This is a genomic window from Mediterraneibacter hominis, from assembly GCF_014287475.1.
GTDB classification, from domain to species: domain Bacteria; phylum Bacillota; class Clostridia; order Lachnospirales; family Lachnospiraceae; genus Mediterraneibacter; species Mediterraneibacter hominis.
The window spans coordinates 1940462-1956832 of sequence record NZ_JACOPF010000001.1; the positions used below are offsets into that span (position 1 = coordinate 1940462).

Annotated in this window: 7 protein-coding genes and 7 tRNA genes; 4 read left to right on the plus strand and 10 right to left on the minus strand. The window is 46.9% G+C overall.

What is annotated here, in order from left to right; genetic code table 11:
- Positions 1-8: 8 nt before the first annotated feature.
- Positions 9-4544 carry a glutamate synthase large subunit gene (gene gltB / locus H8S37_RS09400; protein WP_186875703.1) on the minus strand — a complete coding sequence of 1512 codons (4536 nt, stop codon included), beginning with the start codon at positions 4542-4544 and terminating at the stop codon, positions 9-11.
- Between the two features lie 2 nt (positions 4545-4546).
- Positions 4547-6175, minus strand: a complete 1629-nt coding sequence (locus H8S37_RS09405) for a CTP synthase (protein WP_186875704.1) — start codon at positions 6173-6175, stop codon at positions 4547-4549.
- Positions 6176-6921: 746 nt separating this feature from the next.
- Here H8S37_RS09405 and H8S37_RS09410 point away from each other — a divergent pair.
- The 4 genes from H8S37_RS09410 (at position 6922) to asnB (ending at position 14071) form a co-directional block, all read left to right on the plus strand.
- On the plus strand, positions 6922-8607 hold the full coding sequence (locus H8S37_RS09410; protein ID WP_186875705.1) for an ammonium transporter: 1686 nt from the start codon (positions 6922-6924) through the stop codon (positions 8605-8607).
- Between the two features lie 345 nt (positions 8608-8952).
- Positions 8953-11052 carry a glutamine synthetase III family protein gene (locus H8S37_RS09415; RefSeq protein ID WP_186875706.1) on the plus strand — a complete coding sequence of 700 codons (2100 nt, stop codon included), beginning with the start codon at positions 8953-8955 and terminating at the stop codon, positions 11050-11052.
- Between the two features lie 21 nt (positions 11053-11073).
- On the plus strand, positions 11074-12462 hold the full coding sequence (gene purF / locus H8S37_RS09420) for an amidophosphoribosyltransferase (protein ID WP_186875707.1): 1389 nt from the start codon (positions 11074-11076) through the stop codon (positions 12460-12462).
- Positions 12463-12487: 25 nt separating this feature from the next.
- Positions 12488-14071: an asparagine synthase B gene (gene asnB, locus H8S37_RS09425; RefSeq protein WP_186875708.1), complete on the plus strand. Its 1584-nt coding sequence runs from the start codon at positions 12488-12490 to the stop codon at positions 14069-14071.
- 239 nt (positions 14072-14310) lie between these two features.
- On the opposite strand, the gene H8S37_RS09430 is transcribed toward asnB, so the two are convergent.
- The 8 genes from H8S37_RS09430 to H8S37_RS09465 all read right to left on the minus strand — a co-directional run bounded on the left by H8S37_RS09430 (position 14311) and on the right by H8S37_RS09465 (position 16223).
- Positions 14311-15051 carry a helix-turn-helix transcriptional regulator gene (locus tag H8S37_RS09430; RefSeq protein WP_186875709.1) on the minus strand — a complete coding sequence of 247 codons (741 nt, stop codon included), beginning with the start codon at positions 15049-15051 and terminating at the stop codon, positions 14311-14313.
- Positions 15052-15263: 212 nt separating this feature from the next.
- Positions 15264-15349 (minus strand) — tRNA-Leu (locus tag H8S37_RS09435).
- Between the two features lie 3 nt (positions 15350-15352).
- A tRNA-Val gene (locus H8S37_RS09440) sits at positions 15353-15425 on the minus strand.
- Between the two features lie 47 nt (positions 15426-15472).
- Positions 15473-15546 (minus strand) — tRNA-Asp (locus H8S37_RS09445).
- Positions 15547-15662: 116 nt separating this feature from the next.
- Positions 15663-15736, minus strand: a tRNA-Ile gene (locus H8S37_RS09450).
- A gap of 28 nt (positions 15737-15764) precedes the next feature.
- A tRNA-Thr gene (locus H8S37_RS09455) sits at positions 15765-15837 on the minus strand.
- A gap of 186 nt (positions 15838-16023) precedes the next feature.
- Positions 16024-16095: transfer RNA gene (locus H8S37_RS09460), tRNA-Glu, on the minus strand.
- A gap of 55 nt (positions 16096-16150) precedes the next feature.
- Positions 16151-16223 (minus strand) — tRNA-Asn (locus H8S37_RS09465).
- Between the last annotated feature and the right edge of the window lie 148 nt (positions 16224-16371).

Genomic DNA, 16371 nt, shown 5'->3' on the forward strand with positions numbered 1-16371 from the left:
TTTTCCTCCTATTTCTTCTGAAATACCTCATTAAAAGCCTCCATCTGCGCCTGTTCTGAACTCATTCCCTGTTCCTCCAGCTTCAGGCTCAGCGAAGTCATGCGTTTATAGTCATAAGGGATGATTTTCTTAAACCTCGGGAGATATTCTTTAAAATGCTCCAGAATCTCCTTGCCTTTGAGAGAGCCGGTCTGTTCCACATGTTCTTCAATCATACTTTTCAGTTCGTGCAAGTCTGTCTTCCACTCCAGCTTCTCAATGGAAACCATCTCCTTATTCAAATTCCGGTAAAGCGTATTTTTTTCATCCAGCACATAAGCGATTCCTCCACTCATGCCTGCCGCGAAATTCTTCCCCGTACTTCCTAAAACGACGACTCTGCCGCCGGTCATGTACTCACAGCCATGCTCTCCTACGCCCTCCACTACGGCGCAGGCGCCGGAATTTCTCACGGCAAAGCGTTCCCCCGCCATACCGCAGATAAAGGCTTTCCCTCCGGTAGCGCCGTAAAGCGCCACATTCCCCGCAATCATATTTTCTCCCGCGTTATAGGAATGTTCTTTGGGCGGATAAATCACCAGTTTTCCTCCTGAAAGCCCTTTTCCAAAATAATCATTTGTATCTCCCTCCAGCTTTAATGTCAGCCCTTTGGGGATAAAGGCTCCGAAGCTCTGCCCGCCAGCGCCTTTGCAGTGCACAAGCAGCGTATCCTCCTTAAGTCCGTCTTTATACCGGCGTGTAAGCTCTGCTCCCAGAAGAGTTCCAAATGCTCTGTCCGTATTGCCGACCTGTACACTGACAACTGCCTTCTCCTTCTTTCGCAGGGCGCTCTCAAACTCCTTCAGCAGGATTCTTTCATCTAAGGTTTTCTCCAATTCAAAATCATAGACATCCTTCGGGTTGAAGATCACGTTTTTTTGTCCGGCATAAGGATTTTCCAATACTGCGCTTAGATCCACCTTCCCTGCCATTGGGTTTTCCGCTTTTTCTTTTTTCTTCAGAAGGTCGCTCCTCCCCACCATTTCATCCACTGTACGGAATCCGAGCCGCGCCATATACTCCCGCAGCTCCTGGGCGATAAACCGCATAAAATTGACGACATATTCCGGTTTTCCCGTAAATCGTTTCCTAAGCTCTGGATTTTGCGTCGCGATTCCCGCAGGGCAGGTATCCAGATTGCACACCCGCATCATCACACAGCCAAGCGTTACCAGCGGCGCGGTGGCAAAGCCAAATTCCTCGGCCCCGAGAAGCGCGGCAATCGCCACGTCTCTTCCGCTCATCAGCTTGCCGTCCGTCTCGATCATGACGCGGCTGCGCAGCCCGTTCTTCAACAATGTCTGGTGTGTTTCCGCCAGCCCTAATTCCCACGGCAGTCCGGCGTTATGAATGGAGCTTTCTGGCGCCGCGCCGGTTCCCCCGTCATATCCAGAAATTAAGATCACCTGCGCGCCCGCCTTTGCAACGCCTGCCGCCACAGTTCCAACGCCCGCCTCTGAAACCAGTTTTACAGAAATCCTCGCATATTTATTGGCATTTTTCAAATCATAAATCAACTGCGCCAGATCTTCAATGGAATAAATATCGTGATGCGGCGGCGGAGAAATCAGGCTGACGCCCGCCGTAGAATGTCTGGTCTTCGCGATCCAGGGATAAACCTTCCTGGCAGGAAGATGGCCGCCCTCTCCCGGCTTTGCTCCCTGTGCCATCTTAATTTGAATTTCTTCCGCACTTACTAAATACCTGCTGGTAACACCGAAACGTCCGCTTGCCACCTGCTTAATCGCAGAGCATCTGTTTGTCTTAGTTCCGGCGGAATCCAGTCGTTCCTCACTCTCGCCGCCTTCTCCTGTGTTTGACTTCCCATGCAGCAGGTTCATGGCAACAGCCAGTGTCTCATGTGCTTCCTGGGAAATAGAGCCGTAGGACATGGCGCCGGTCTTAAATCTCTTTACGATACTATCGACGCTTTCCACCTTGTCGATAGAAATCCCCTTCTTCGGAAAGCGAAATTCCAATAGGGAGCGTAAATTTCCGCTTCCTTCCGCATCCACCATTTCTGTATATTCTTTAAACATGTCGTAATCTCCCATTCTGGCAGATTTCTGCAGCATATGGATAGTGGCCGGATTATACCGGTGTTCTTCGCCTCCGCTCCTCATTTTATGCCTGCCCAGACTGTCCAGCGTCAGATCCGTATCTCTCCCCAGCGGATCAAACGCCTGGGAGTGCAGGACATCCGCGTTTTTCGCAATATCCTCCAGGGAAATACCTCCTACGCGGCTTACCGTTCCGGCAAAATACCGGTCAATCACTTCTCTGGAAATACCTATCGCCTCAAAGATTTTAGCCCCCTGATAGGATTGAATCGTAGAAATCCCCATTTTGGAGGCGATTTTTACGATTCCATGCAAAACGGCATGGGTGTAGTCCTCCACCGCCGCATAATACTCCTTGTCCAAAAGCCCTTCCTCAATCAACTCGTGGATTGTCTCTATGGCAAGGTACGGATTTACCGCACAGGCGCCATACCCTAAAAGAGCTGCAAAATGATGGACTTCCCGCGGTTCCCCTGATTCCAGAATCAAGGACAGTGAGGTCTGCTTCTTTGTCTCCACCAAATGCTGATGTACCGCAGATACGGCGAGCAGAGAGGGAATCGGCACATGATTTTCATCTACGCCCCGGTCTGACAGAATCAGGATATTCGCCCCCTCCCGATATGCCTTGTCCACCTCTACATACAGACGGTCAATAGCTCTTTCCAGTTTTGCGCTTTTATAATAGGTAATCGGAATCACTGCCACCTGGAATCCCTTCTGCTTCATACTTTTTATTTTCAGCAGATCCATGTTCGTGAGAATCGGATTGTTAATTTTCAGTACCTGGCAATTTTCCGCTTTCTCTTCAATTAAATTTCCATCCCTTCCCGCATAGACAGAGGTTCCCGTAACAATCTCCTCGCGTATAGCGTCGATCGGCGGATTCGTCACCTGCGCAAACATCTGTTTAAAGTAATCAAACAGCGGTCTTTGCTTTTTGGAGAGGACTGCCAGCGGCGTGTCCGTTCCCATAGCGTCCGTTCCTTCTATTCCGTTTAAGGCCATCTCATATATCGATTTCCTGTATTCCTCATACGTATACCCGAAAGCCTTTTGAAGCTGCTTCTGCTGTTTTTGCGTATATTGCTCTACACGCTGATTTGGAATTTTCAGCTCCTTTAGCTCCAACAGGTTGCTGTCCAGCCATTCTCCATAGGGCTTTGCTTTCGCATAGGCTTCCTTCAGCTCTCTGTCGTCGCTGATCGTTCCCTTTCTTGTATCTACAAGAAGCATCTTCCCGGGGTGGAGCCGTTCCTTTAAAAGAATCTCCTCCTCTGGGACCGGCAGCACGCCCACCTCGGACGCAAGGATCACGTCCCCGTTTTTCATCACATAATATCTGGAGGGCCTAAGACCGTTTCTGTCCAGTACGGCTCCCATCACGTCGCCGTCTGAAAATACGATCGAAGCCGGCCCGTCCCAGGGCTCCATCATAGTCGCGTAATACTGATAAAAATCGCGGATTTCCTGGGAAAGCGTCTCATTATTTGCCCACGGCTCCGGTATCGTAATCATCACTGCCAGCGGCAGATCCATTCCACTCATAACCAGAAATTCCAGAGTATTGTCCAGTATAGCGGAATCCGATCCTTCCCTGTTTACTACGGGCAGGATTTTATGAAGCTGTCCCTTTAAATGTGACGACTCCATATTTTCTTCTCTTGCCTGCATTTTATCCGCATTTCCCCGTATCGTATTAATCTCTCCGTTGTGGACAATCAGACGGTTCGGATGGGCTCTCTCCCAGCTTGGATTTGTATTGGTGCTGAATCTGGAATGAACGGTAGCGATCGCCGACTCATAGTCCGAATCCTGCAAATCCGCGAAAAAGGTGCGAAGCTGCCCGACCAGAAACATTCCTTTATATACGATTGTCCTGCTGGACATAGACACCACGTACGTATTGTCATTGCTCTGCTCGAATACTCTTCTGGCAATATATAGCTTACGGTCGAACTCCAGGCCTTTCTCTATGTTCTCCGGTTTTCGGATAAATGCCTGCACAATATACGGCATACACGCCCTTGCCTTATGTCCCAGGACTTCGGGAAAAACAGGCACCTCCCTATATCCTAAAAACTCCATTCCCTCTTTTTCTACAATGATCTCAAACATCTTCCGCGCCTGGTTTCTCTTCAATTCGTCCTGGGGGAGGAAAAGCTGGGCGATCCCATACTCCCGTTCTCCCCCTATCCCGATTCCTTCCTTTTTACATACTTTGGAGAAAAATTTATGGGAAATCTGAAGAAGAATCCCAACGCCGTCCCCTGTCTTTCCTTCCGCGTCTTTTCCCGCTCTGTGCTCCAGATTTTCTACGATACACAGCGCGCGTTCCACTGTGAGATGGCTTTTCCTTCCATCCTTATTGACTACGGCTCCGATACCACAGTTGTCATGTTCAAATATGGGACTATATAAGCCCTGCTGCTTTTGTCCTCTCATTTTTAGTTTCCTCCTATGTGATGATTCTTTTCTTTTTTATATTCCTCCGCCGCCTTCACAAATCCACGGAAAAGCGGATGCGCCTTGTTGGGACGGGATTTTAACTCCGGATGTCCCTGTGTCCCGATAAAAAAGGGATGGTCTTTTAGTTCGATCATTTCTACGATTCTCCCGTCCGGCGAAAGCCCCGAAAGAACCATGCCATGCTTTTTCAGTGTTTCCCTGTAATCATTATTCACCTCATAGCGGTGCCTGTGCCGTTCTGAAATCTCTTCTTCCTGATATAGCTCTCTCGCCCTGGAACTTTCCTCCAGCACGCAGGGGTATGCGCCGAGCCGCTGTGTTCCGCCTAAATTTTCGACGCCGTTTTGTTCCGGCATCAGATAAATGACCGGATGCATTGTATCTGGATTCAGCTCCTGGCTGTCCGCGTCCTTCCATCCCACGACATTTCTTGCGAATTCCACCACTGCCAGCTGCATTCCCAGGCAGATACCAAGAAACGGAATCTTCTCTGTTCTGGCATACTGCGCCGCCTGTATCTTTCCTTCTGTCCCCCTGATGCCAAACCCGCCGGGAATCAAAATTCCGTTCACACCGCCCAGCAGCCTTTCACAGCCTTCTCTCTCCAGCGCCTCCGCGTCCACCCAGCGGATATTTACGTTGATTCTTCCGGCAATCCCTCCATGCTTCAATGCCTCTACCACGCTCAGATAGGCGTCGTGGAGCCGGATATATTTTCCGACAATCGCGATTTCAACCTCTGTGCGCGGATTTTTAAGCGCTTCTACCATGCTCCTCCAGTCCTCCAGCTCCGGCTTCGGACAAGGCAGCCGCAGACATTGGCACACCGCCTGTGCCAGATGTTCCTTTTCCATTGCCAGGGGCGCTTCATAGAGGTATTCCACATCCAGATTCTGAAGAACTCTGTCCGGTGAAACATTACAGAACAGCGCGATTTTTTCCTTCAGTCTGTCAGAAAGCGTATGCTCCGACCTGCACACTAAAATATCCGGACACAATCCCATTCCCTGCAGCGCCTTCACACTCGCCTGCGTCGGCTTTGTCTTCAGTTCGCCCGAAACCTTCAGATATGGAACCAGCGTCACGTGAATTAAAATCGCATTCTCCTTTCCCACCTCATGCTGAAACTGCCGGATCGCCTCAAAAAAAGGCTCGCTTTCAATATCTCCGACGGTTCCTCCTATCTCTATGATGGCGATCCGCTCCTCCTTAGGCGTATTTCCCCTGTAAAATCTGCTTTTTATCTCATTCGTAATATGCGGAATTACCTGGACGGTTCCTCCGCCGTAATCTCCGCGCCGTTCTTTATGGAGAACCGTCCAGTATATTTTGCCTGTTGTCACATTCGAGTTTCGATCCAGATTTTCATCTATAAACCTTTCATAATGCCCCAGATCCAGATCCGTTTCTGTCCCGTCCTCTGTCACGAACACCTCTCCATGCTGAACCGGATTCATAGTTCCCGGATCTATATTGATATATGGGTCAAACTTCTGCATTGTCACCTGAAAATTTCGTGCCTTCAATAGACGCCCCAGAGAAGCCGCCGTAATTCCCTTCCCTAGTCCCGATACTACTCCTCCCGTAACAAATACATACTTTACCATCTTTATTTTCCTCCTAAATAATATCTCTTCGTCAGACATCCGCTTTCCGCTTTCGGATATTTCTTAATATAATGAAAAAAACGTCAGAATCTCCCCTTTCCGAAAATTCTGACGCCTTTGTCATATGTTTCAAATTTACAATATAATATAAATGATTTCCCCCGGTTTGTAAAGCCCTAAAATTCCAGATGTTGCAACTTAAGTAACAGTTCAGCCCGCGCCATTCGTAAAACCGCACTGCGCGCTTATTGGGGCTGCCGCCACCGTTTTACTCATTGACGGGCGCTTAGCTCATACAAATGTACGTTCGCAAAAACATGCTTGCATGTTATATGTCTCTTGCACACTGTATGGCTGAACTATTACCAAATTAAATAAAAATTTTTCTTGACATCTTAAATACGCGCTTTTATAATACGCTTAAAGCAAGGGAGCTTTTTTAGTCAGTTCTCTTGCTTTTTTTGTTTTCGCGAAAACCCTGAAAATACGCAAAGAGGTGTATTGGCAGAAGTTCTCTGCCAGTACACCTTTTTGTATAGCATCGGTGTACAAGGGGCAATACGGTCGATGAAGGACAAATTTAATCCGCTTTGTCGTTACTTTCACTCCGCGTACGTCTCTTTGAGGATAACGCTGAAAATCGCCGAAATTACGCGGTTTGATGCGTGTTGCCCCTTGTACACTGACGCTATCTTGTAAAAATGAAAAATATCATTTTTTCTAAAACAAAAAAGGAGTGAAAGAGTATGGAATATTCAGGAATCAACACAGCATGGGTTCTCCTCGGAGCAGCTCTGGTATTCTTCATGCAGGCAGGCTTTGCAATGGTCGAAACAGGCTTTACGCGGGCAAAAAACGCAGGGAATATTATTATGAAAAATCTCATGGATTTTGCTATCGGCACGCCTCTGTTCTGGCTGACCGGCTTTGGAATTATGTTTGGCGGTTCCGGCGCTTTGATCGGCGGACTTGACTTATTTGTACAGGGAGACTATTCTTCGATTCTCCCACAGGGAGTACCGCTTCCCGCCTATTTGATTTTTCAGACTGTCTTTTGTGCCACCGCTGCAACGATTGTATCCGGCGCTATGGCAGAACGTACAAAATTCAGTTCCTACTGCATTTACAGTGCAGTCATCAGCGCAGTCGTATACCCGATTTCCGGTCATTGGATCTGGGGCGGCGGCTGGCTTGCACAGCTTGGCTTCCATGATTTTGCCGGTTCTGCTGCCGTTCATTTATGCGGCGGGGCTGCCGCATTGATTGGCGCCAAAATCCTCGGCCCCCGTATCGGGAAATATACAGAGGATGGAAAGCCAAAAGCTATTTTAGGCCACAGTCTTACCCTGGGCGCTCTGGGCGTTTTTATCCTCTGGTTCTGCTGGTTCGGTTTTAACGGCTGCTCTACCGTATCTATGGAGGGCGACGCTATTTTCTCGGCAGGCAATATTTTTGTAACAACCAACCTTTCTGCCGCAACTGCCACTGTTGCAGTTATGCTCATCACCTGGATTCGTTACAAGAAGCCGGACATTTCCATGACATTAAACGGTTCTCTTGCCGGCTTAGTTGCCATTACCGCGGGTTGTGATCAGGTAGACGCCTTCGGCGCATTTTTCATTGGTCTGATCGCCGCCTTTGTCGTCGTATTCGGAATTGAATTTATCGACAAAATCTGTAAAATCGACGATCCCGTCGGTGCAGTCGGCGTACATGGCCTGTGCGGCGCAGCCGGCACTATACTCGTAGGCGTGTTTGCCACCGAGGACGGTCTGCTTTATGGCGGTGGTTTTCGTTATCTCGGAATACAGCTTCTCGGCATTGCCGCCGTCATTATCTGGGTTTCTCTTACAATGACGCTTACCTTTTCTGTCATCAAGCATACGATAGGTCTCCGCGCCAGTGTGGAAGAAGAGACAAAGGGGCTTGACATCACAGAACACAACCTGACAAGCTCCTATGCGGACTTCATGCCGGCAGTCATGCTGGGTAAAAACAGCCCTGCCGCAGATTTAGAAGAGGCAGTTCCCGTAGAAATGCCGCAGACGGTAAAAGAAGCTGCCACGACCGGCACGACGGAAATATCCAAGCTTGTCATTATCTTTAATCAGTCCCGCTTTATGGAGCTGAAAAACGCCCTCTATGCGCTCGGTATCACAGGCATGACGATCACCCAGGTTATGGGCTGCGGAACGCAAAAGGGCCATACGAATTATTACAGAGGCGTGCAGATTGACGAGGCGGCGCTGCTTCCCAAGCTGAAGCTGGAAATTGTCGTCAGCACGGTACCTGTAGAAACTGTTATAGCTGCGGCAAGGAAGGTTCTCTATACAGGTCATATCGGCGACGGAAAAATCTTCGTTTACCATCTGGAGAATGTAGTAAAGGTACGAACCGGCGAAGAAGGAGTTGCCGCGCTTCAAGGCGAATAAGTGTAACAGTTTGTAACAGTTCAGCCCGCGCCATTCGTAAAACCGCACTGCGTGCTTATCGTGGCTGCCGCCACCGTTTTACTCATTGATGGGCGCTTAAGCTCATACAGATGTACGCTCGCAAAAACATGCAGGCATGTTTTATGCTTCCCGCACACTGTATGGCTGAACTGTTACAACAGTTTTTCATTTTTTACAAAAAAAGTGTTGACAATTTCTTCTTTCAGACCCTATACTATGAAACATGTAAAGCAAAGGCGCTTTGGATTTTTCCAGGGCGCTTTTTCTGTTTTTATAAGGCATTATGCATAAACAGAGTATTTGAATTCAGAAAGGAGCAGAACAATGAAAAAAAATATTCCCTCTCTATATGGAAGCATGGTATTCAACGATAAAGTTATGAGAAACAAACTTCCCAAAGATGTTTACAAAGCTCTCAAAAAAACGATTGAAAATGAAACGCACCTGGAGTTAGAGGTCGCCAACGCCGTAGCGGTAGCCATGAAGGAATGGGCGGTAGAAAACGGCGCTACACATTTCACCCATTGGTTCCAGCCCATGACAGGGTTTACTGCCGAAAAGCACGACAGCTTCATTACGCCTGTCGGAAACGGGGAGGTCATCATGGATTTTTCCGGCAAAGAGCTGGTAAAAGGAGAACCGGATGCTTCCAGCTTCCCTTCCGGAGGTCTCCGGGCTACCTTTGAGGCCAGAGGCTATACCGCATGGGATCCTACTTCTCCCGCATTTATCAAAGACGGAACGCTTTACATACCTACCGCATTTTGTTCCTACGGAGGAGAAGCGCTGGATAAAAAGACGCCTCTCCTGCGCTCAATGGAAGCCCTCAGCAAGGAGGCGGTAAAAATCCTGCACGTTCTCGGAAATACAGAGGTAACCCACGTTTCCACTACCATTGGGCCGGAACAGGAATATTTCCTTGTAGATAAAGAACTGTACAGGCAAAGACGAGATCTCATCCTGTGCGGAAGAACACTTATCGGCGCGCCCGCTCCCAGAGGACAGGAGATGGAGGATCACTACTTCGGAGCGCTCAAGCCTCGAATCGCCGCTTACATGCACGATCTGGACGAAGATCTGTGGAAGCTGGGCATCCCCGCAAAGACAAAGCACAATGAGGTTGCCCCCGCGCAGCATGAGCTGGCTCCCATCTTCTCCACAGCGAACGTGGCGGTAGATCACAATCAGCTTACAATGGAAATCATGAAAAAGACGGCGGAAAAGCACGATCTGGTCTGCCTGCTGCACGAAAAACCTTTCGAGGGAATCAACGGAAGCGGAAAGCACAACAACTGGTCTATTTCCACCAATACGGGAGAGAACCTTCTGGAACCGGGGAAAACTCCGGCAAAAAATATTCAGTTCCTTGTATTCCTTATGGCAGTCATCAAAGCAGTGGACGAGTATGCGGATCTGATGCGGATCTCCGCGGCAACAGCCGGCAACGATCACCGTCTGGGCGGCAACGAGGCTCCGCCGGCTATCGTATCCATTTTTCTGGGCAACGAGCTTACCGCTGTTCTGAAGTCCATTGAAGAGGATACCTATTTCGAAAAACAGAAGCAAATCCAGATGGAAACCGGCGCCCATGTGCTGCCTCATTTCATCAAAGACAACACAGACCGAAACCGTACTTCTCCTTTTGCCTTTACCGGAAATAAATTTGAGTTCCGCATGCTTGGTTCCTCTGCTTCTGTCGCCACTCCGAATATCATTCTGAATACGGCGGTCGCGGAAGCGCTCTCCCAGTTTTGCAAAGAATTAGAAGGAACCGCCCCACAGGACATGGAGCACGCTGTGCATGAGCTCATCAAGCGTGCTATCCGCAAACATAAAAAGGTTATCTTCAACGGAAACGGTTATACGGAGGAATGGATAAAGGAAGCAGAAAAACGGGGGCTCTATAATCTGGTTTCCACGCCGGACTGCCTGCCGCGTTTTATTGCCGAAGAAAATATACAGCTCTTTGAAAAACATCACATCTTTACCAGAGAAGAGATCTTCTCCAGATATGAAATTCTCCTGGAAAACTATGTAAAAACGATTGAAATCGAAGCCAAAACTTTAAAAGAGATGCTTTTGAAGGATTTCCTCCCGGCTGTCTCCTCCTATGCTTCTACCGTAGCAGAAAATACTTTATCTGTGAAGAGCTTCGTTCCGGCTGTAGATACTGCTTCTGCACAAAGCCTGGTTTCCTCTCTGGGGGGTACTTATGAAGAAATTATGGGGGCTCTCAAAAAGCTTGATGAAGAACTCCCGGCTATAGAGCAATTTTCATCTATACAGGATGCAGCTGATTACTGTCATGAGACAGTGCTTGCTACAATGGATTTATTGCGCAGCTATGCGGATCAGGCGGAAGAAAAAATACCGGAGTCCCAGCTTCCGTATCCGACTTATGACAGACTTCTGTTTTCTATATAATAGATAAGGAGTTACACTTTTATGGAATTTTTTGAACAAGAGAAGCCCAAAGAGGCCTGCGGCGTTTTTGGTATATATGATCTGGATGGAGGACCTGTTGCCTCCTCTGTCTATTACGGGCTTAGTTCTCTGCAGCACAGAGGACAGGAATCCTGTGGTATCGCTGTTTGCGATACCGCAGGTTCTAAAGGCAATATCGACTGTCACAGGGGAATGGGACTGGTCAGCGAAGTATTCAAAGAAGAAAACTTACAGCTCCTTACCGGAAATCTCGGAATCGGTCACGTGCGTTACTCCACCACCGGAGCCTCCACCTTACAGAACGCCCAGCCTCTGGTTATGAACTACGCCAAAGGAACTCTTGCGCTGGCTCATAACGGCAACCTGATAAATACAAAGCAGCTACGCCTTTCTCTGGAACAGCAAGGCGTACTTTTTCATACAGATACAGATTCAGAAGTAATTGCCTGCTGCATCGCTAAAGAACGCGTTCATACGAAAACGGTAGAGGAGGCCGTCCTGCGTACCGCCCGCCGGATACGGGGCGCGTATGCTCTGGTCATAGCCAGCCCGCGAAAGCTGGTCGCGCTTCGGGATCCGCTGGGTTTAAAGCCTCTTTGTCTGGGAAAACGCGGGAACGCCTATGTGGTTGCCTCTGAGAGCTGCGCTCTCCAAAGCGCAGGCGCCAAATTCCTGCGGGATATTCGCCCCGGTGAAATACTCTCCATTACAAATAAAGGGGTTTTTTCTGATACCTCCCTGTGTTCTTCAAACACAGCGCATTGTATTTTTGAATATATTTACTTTGCAAGACTGGACAGCACCTTAGATCAGATAAATGTATATGATGCGCGAATTCGCGCCGGCACCGCCCTTGCAAAGTCCTATCCGGCAGATGCAGATCTTGTCTGCGGTGTGCCAGAATCCGGTATTCCCGCCGCCAAAGGTTATGCGGAGACCTCCGGTATTCCTTTCGGATTTGCTTTTTATAAAAATAATTATGTGGGGCGAACCTTTATAAAGCCTACTCAAAAAGAAAGAGAAAACAGTGTCCGCCTGAAATTAAATGTTCTTGGTTCGGTAGTAAAAGGGAAGCGCTTAGTTCTGGTAGACGATTCTATTGTCCGCGGAACAACAATTGCTAATCTGATCCGTATGCTAAAAGAAGCTGGCGCCGTCAGCGTCCATGTGCGTATCAGCTCTCCTCCGTTCCTCTATCCCTGTTATTTTGGTACGGATATTCCTTCCAACCACCAGCTCATTGCCTCTGCACATTCAGCGGAGGAAATCTGTGCGATAATAGGCGCTGATTCTCTCGCGTATATGAAAACCGAAGATCTACAATCTATGGTTGGCAGTCTTCCACTATGCAAAGCCTGCTTTGACAATCACTATCCTATAAAAATTTAAACTATAGAAAGAAAGGTAAAAACCTATGTGTACAATTATGTGTTACTGTTCAGATAAAGCAGATTATCAACAATTTGTCAGCGGACTCTCGCAGACTGCTTCCCGCGGACCCGACGCTGCTAAAACCCTCAATATCGGAAGCGGTATCATAGGCTTTCAGCGTCTTTCTATTATGGGGCTTACTTCCGAAGGAATGCAGCCTTTTTCTCTTCACGGCAATTATTTGATCTGCAATGGAGAAATCTATGGTTTCCGTCCCATACGGGAAAAGCTAATCCAAAAGGGTTACTCCTTTTCAAGTGACTCTGACTGTGAGATACTCCTTCCTCTATATGAGGAATTCGGAGTAAAAATGTTTTCTCTCCTGGATGCGGAATTTGCCCTTGTGCTCTATGACGCTGCATCCAATTCTTTTATTGCCGCCAGAGATCCGATCGGCATCCGCCCGCTATTCTACGGGTACGACCAAAACGGAGAGATTTTATTTGCAAGCGAAGCGAAAAATCTCGTCCATCTGGTACAGAAAATTTATCCTTTTCCACCCGGCTATTACTATAAAGACGGAAATTTCATCTGCTATCGGGATATTACAGAAGTAACTGCCGTTCATAACGACAGCCTTGATATTCTATGCCAAAATATTCACGATAAGCTGATTGCCGGCGTCAGAAAAAGACTGGATTCTGACGTCCCGATGGGCTTCCTTTTAAGCGGCGGACTGGATTCCTCTCTGATCTGCGCTGTCTCCTCCTCTATCTTAAAAAAGCCGATCCGCACCTTTGCAATTGGTATGGAAACCGATGCAATCGATTTAAAATATGCGAAAGAAGTGGCGGAATATATCGGAAGCGAGCACACAGAGGTTATAATTACCCGAGAGCAGGTAATTCAGGCCCTCCCTAAGGTGATAAAAGTGCTTGCGACCTACGATATTACTACAATCCGCGCTTCTATGGGGATGTATCTGCTTTGCCAGGCTATCCATGCCACCACAGATATACGGGTTTTGCTCACCGGTGAAATCTCTGATGAGCTTTTCGGTTACAAGTATACAGATTTTGCCCCTTCTCCAGAAGAATTTCAAAAGGAATCTGTAAAGCGTGTCAAAGAGCTTTATATGTATGATGTACTGCGGGCAGATCGCTGTATCAGCGTACATTCCATGGAAGCCAGAGTCCCCTTCGGCGATCTGGACTTCGCTTCATATGTTCTGTCTATCGCTCCGGAGAAAAAAATGAATGTGTACGACAAGGGAAAATATCTCCTGCGCCGAGCATTTGAACAGGATGCCCTGCTTCCCCACTCTATACTTATGCGGGAAAAAGCCGCCTTCTCCGACGCGGTCGGTCATTCTCTCGTGGATGACCTGAAGGACTATGCCGAAACGGTTTATACAGATGAAGCATTTATGGAGAAAACCAGAAACTATAATTATGCAGCTCCTTTTACCAAAGAATCTCTTTTGTACCGTGAGCTTTTTGAGTCCTTCTATCCCGGACAGGCACATATGATTAAAGATTTCTGGATGCCGAATAAGAAATGGAAGGGCTGTAATGTATCCGATCCCTCTGCCAGAGTATTATCCAATTACGGCGCCAGCGGATATTAATATAATCTTTTTACAACAATCTATTTTTCTCTCTAACCGTTATTGCCTGTACAAAATCCATTTGACTGACCAGTAAAGGAACAAATCTGTTCCTTTATTACTTTTCTTTTTTTAACCGAAGTTACAACGTAGAAAGAGCAGACCCTCCAAAATACGATCTGCTCTTTTGATTTTTTATTGTATTAACTGCCATACTAAAATTCAATCGCACATATTATTTTCTGTCGTATCATGTGCTGCTATTTTGAATAGAAATCTTTATACAATTTATTTCCTTTTTCTATAATCTCACTTATTTCTTTTTCTGAAACCCCTAGCTCATTACTTAATTTCTGCATATCATTAAAATCATTTTCTTCAAATTCAGCCGTGCTCCCCACTATTTTATTATTTGTTTTAGAAACCGCTGACGCTGAAAAATCGTTATCACCCTCCCATATAATTTCCACCGTAGTATCCTCCAGATCAATATCACAATACACATTGCTTACAGGAAAATGCAGCGAAAAATCCAACAGCCTCGGCATGGCTTGATTCGGCACACTATATACAATATCATCCGAATAATTCATAGAATAATATCCGTCTCTGTTTTTATAGAATTGATTCTCTTTTAACTGTTCTGCAAAATTTCCCTCTAATTTACTTTTTGTACTGAAATATACACAAGAATAGATCACAAAGCTGCCAATTAACAATGCAAATACAACGGCTATCGCTATCAGCGCCCTTGCATATTTTCTAGTATTCTTTATCTCATTATCAAATGTTTTTACCATAACTAAGTCCTCCTTCAATAAAATATCCAAGGAGATGTGAAAACTATCACTCATCTTTACTATCGTCTCCAAATCTGGGTAACTTTTTGAATTCTCCCAATTCGATATTGTCTGCCTTGAAACATGAAACATCTCTGCTAAATCTTCTTGGGACATATGTGCCTCCTTTCTTATTTTTTGAATATTCCTTCCAAGTGTCATGATAGTTCGCCTCCCTTTTACTGGAATTGTATTGAAGAAAATAATTTCTGTCTATCAAATGCTCTTTGCATCTGTAAATTTCCTAAGCAAATATTCTTTGCATACCGTAATTTCAAAGCTTTCAATTCATCACAACTTTGTACAGCTTTTTTAAGAAAATAAAAAATGCTTCAATCCCTCTGTTTACAAGGATTTGAAGCACCTCACATAACTGCCGCAGACCGGAATCGAACCGGTACGGGTATCACTACCCACGGGATTTTAAGTCCCGGGCGTCTGCCAGTTCCGCCACTGCGGCATATGGAACCTATAGGGCTCGAACCTATGACCCTCTGCTTGTAAGGCAGATGCTCTCCCAGCTGAGCTAAGATTCCATTCAAACATCAAAAATAATTATATACCTAATTACTTTTAATGTCAACGACCCAGAAGAGACTCGAACTCTCGACCTCCGCCGTGACAGGGCGGCGCTCTAACCAACTGAGCCACTGGGCCTGATTATTAGCACTTAGCATCTATTCTTTAGATGCTTACGTGCAATACTTGTTAACGCTCTTAATGAGTGTCTGCGTAAACTAACAGTCGACGCGATTGTAATTCTTTTAAAATAGTGGACCTTCAGGGACTCGAACCCGGGACCGATCGGTTATGAGCCGATTGCTCTAACCAGCTGAGCTAAAGGTCCACGCCAAATATGTCCCACAAGGGAACAAAGCCGATGATCGGACTCGAACCGATAACCTGCTGATTACAAATCAGCTGCTCTGCCAATTGAGCCACATCGGCAAATTGTGTTTTTCGAGCAACTGATTTGTAATCAGCGCCCTGCCTGCGATTGACTTCCGTCAATCTTATTAAATTGCGCCACACCGGCAAATTGTGTTTTTCGAGCAGCTGATTTGTAATCAGCGCTCTGCCTGCGATTGACTTCCGTCAATCTTATTAAATTGCGCTACATCGGCAAATTTAAAATGACTCCGACGGGAATCGAACCCGTGTTACCGCCGTGAAAGGGCGATGTCTTAACCGCTTGACCACGGAGCCTAAAATTACCTCTTATATTTTTATAGACCGCAAGTATTCGCTTACGGTCTATAAGCTCCCCCTGTTGGACTCGAACCAACGACAACTCGGTTAACAGCCGAGTGCTCTACCGACTGAGCTAAGGAGGAATATTACTTATTTATCAGGTTATACCCTGAAAACTACATATAAAAGAAATCATCATCCAACCTATCACCTGCTTGGTTATGCCCTCGACCTATTAGTAACAGTCAGCTCCATGTGTTGCCACACTTCCACCTCTGCCCTATCTACCTC

Coding starts and splice junctions, on each gene's coding strand:
- gltB (WP_186875703.1), bottom strand. CDS start 4,544: ATGAGAGGACAAAAGCAGCAGGGCTTATATAGTCCCATATTTGAACAT.
- H8S37_RS09430 (WP_186875709.1), bottom strand. CDS start 15,051: ATGACACTTGGAAGGAATATTCAAAAAATAAGAAAGGAGGCACATATG.
- purF (WP_186875707.1), top strand. CDS start 11,074: ATGGAATTTTTTGAACAAGAGAAGCCCAAAGAGGCCTGCGGCGTTTTT.
- H8S37_RS09405 (WP_186875704.1), bottom strand. CDS start 6,175: ATGGTAAAGTATGTATTTGTTACGGGAGGAGTAGTATCGGGACTAGGG.
- H8S37_RS09410 (WP_186875705.1), top strand. CDS start 6,922: ATGGAATATTCAGGAATCAACACAGCATGGGTTCTCCTCGGAGCAGCT.
- H8S37_RS09415 (WP_186875706.1), top strand. CDS start 8,953: ATGAAAAAAAATATTCCCTCTCTATATGGAAGCATGGTATTCAACGAT.
- asnB (WP_186875708.1), top strand. CDS start 12,488: ATGTGTACAATTATGTGTTACTGTTCAGATAAAGCAGATTATCAACAA.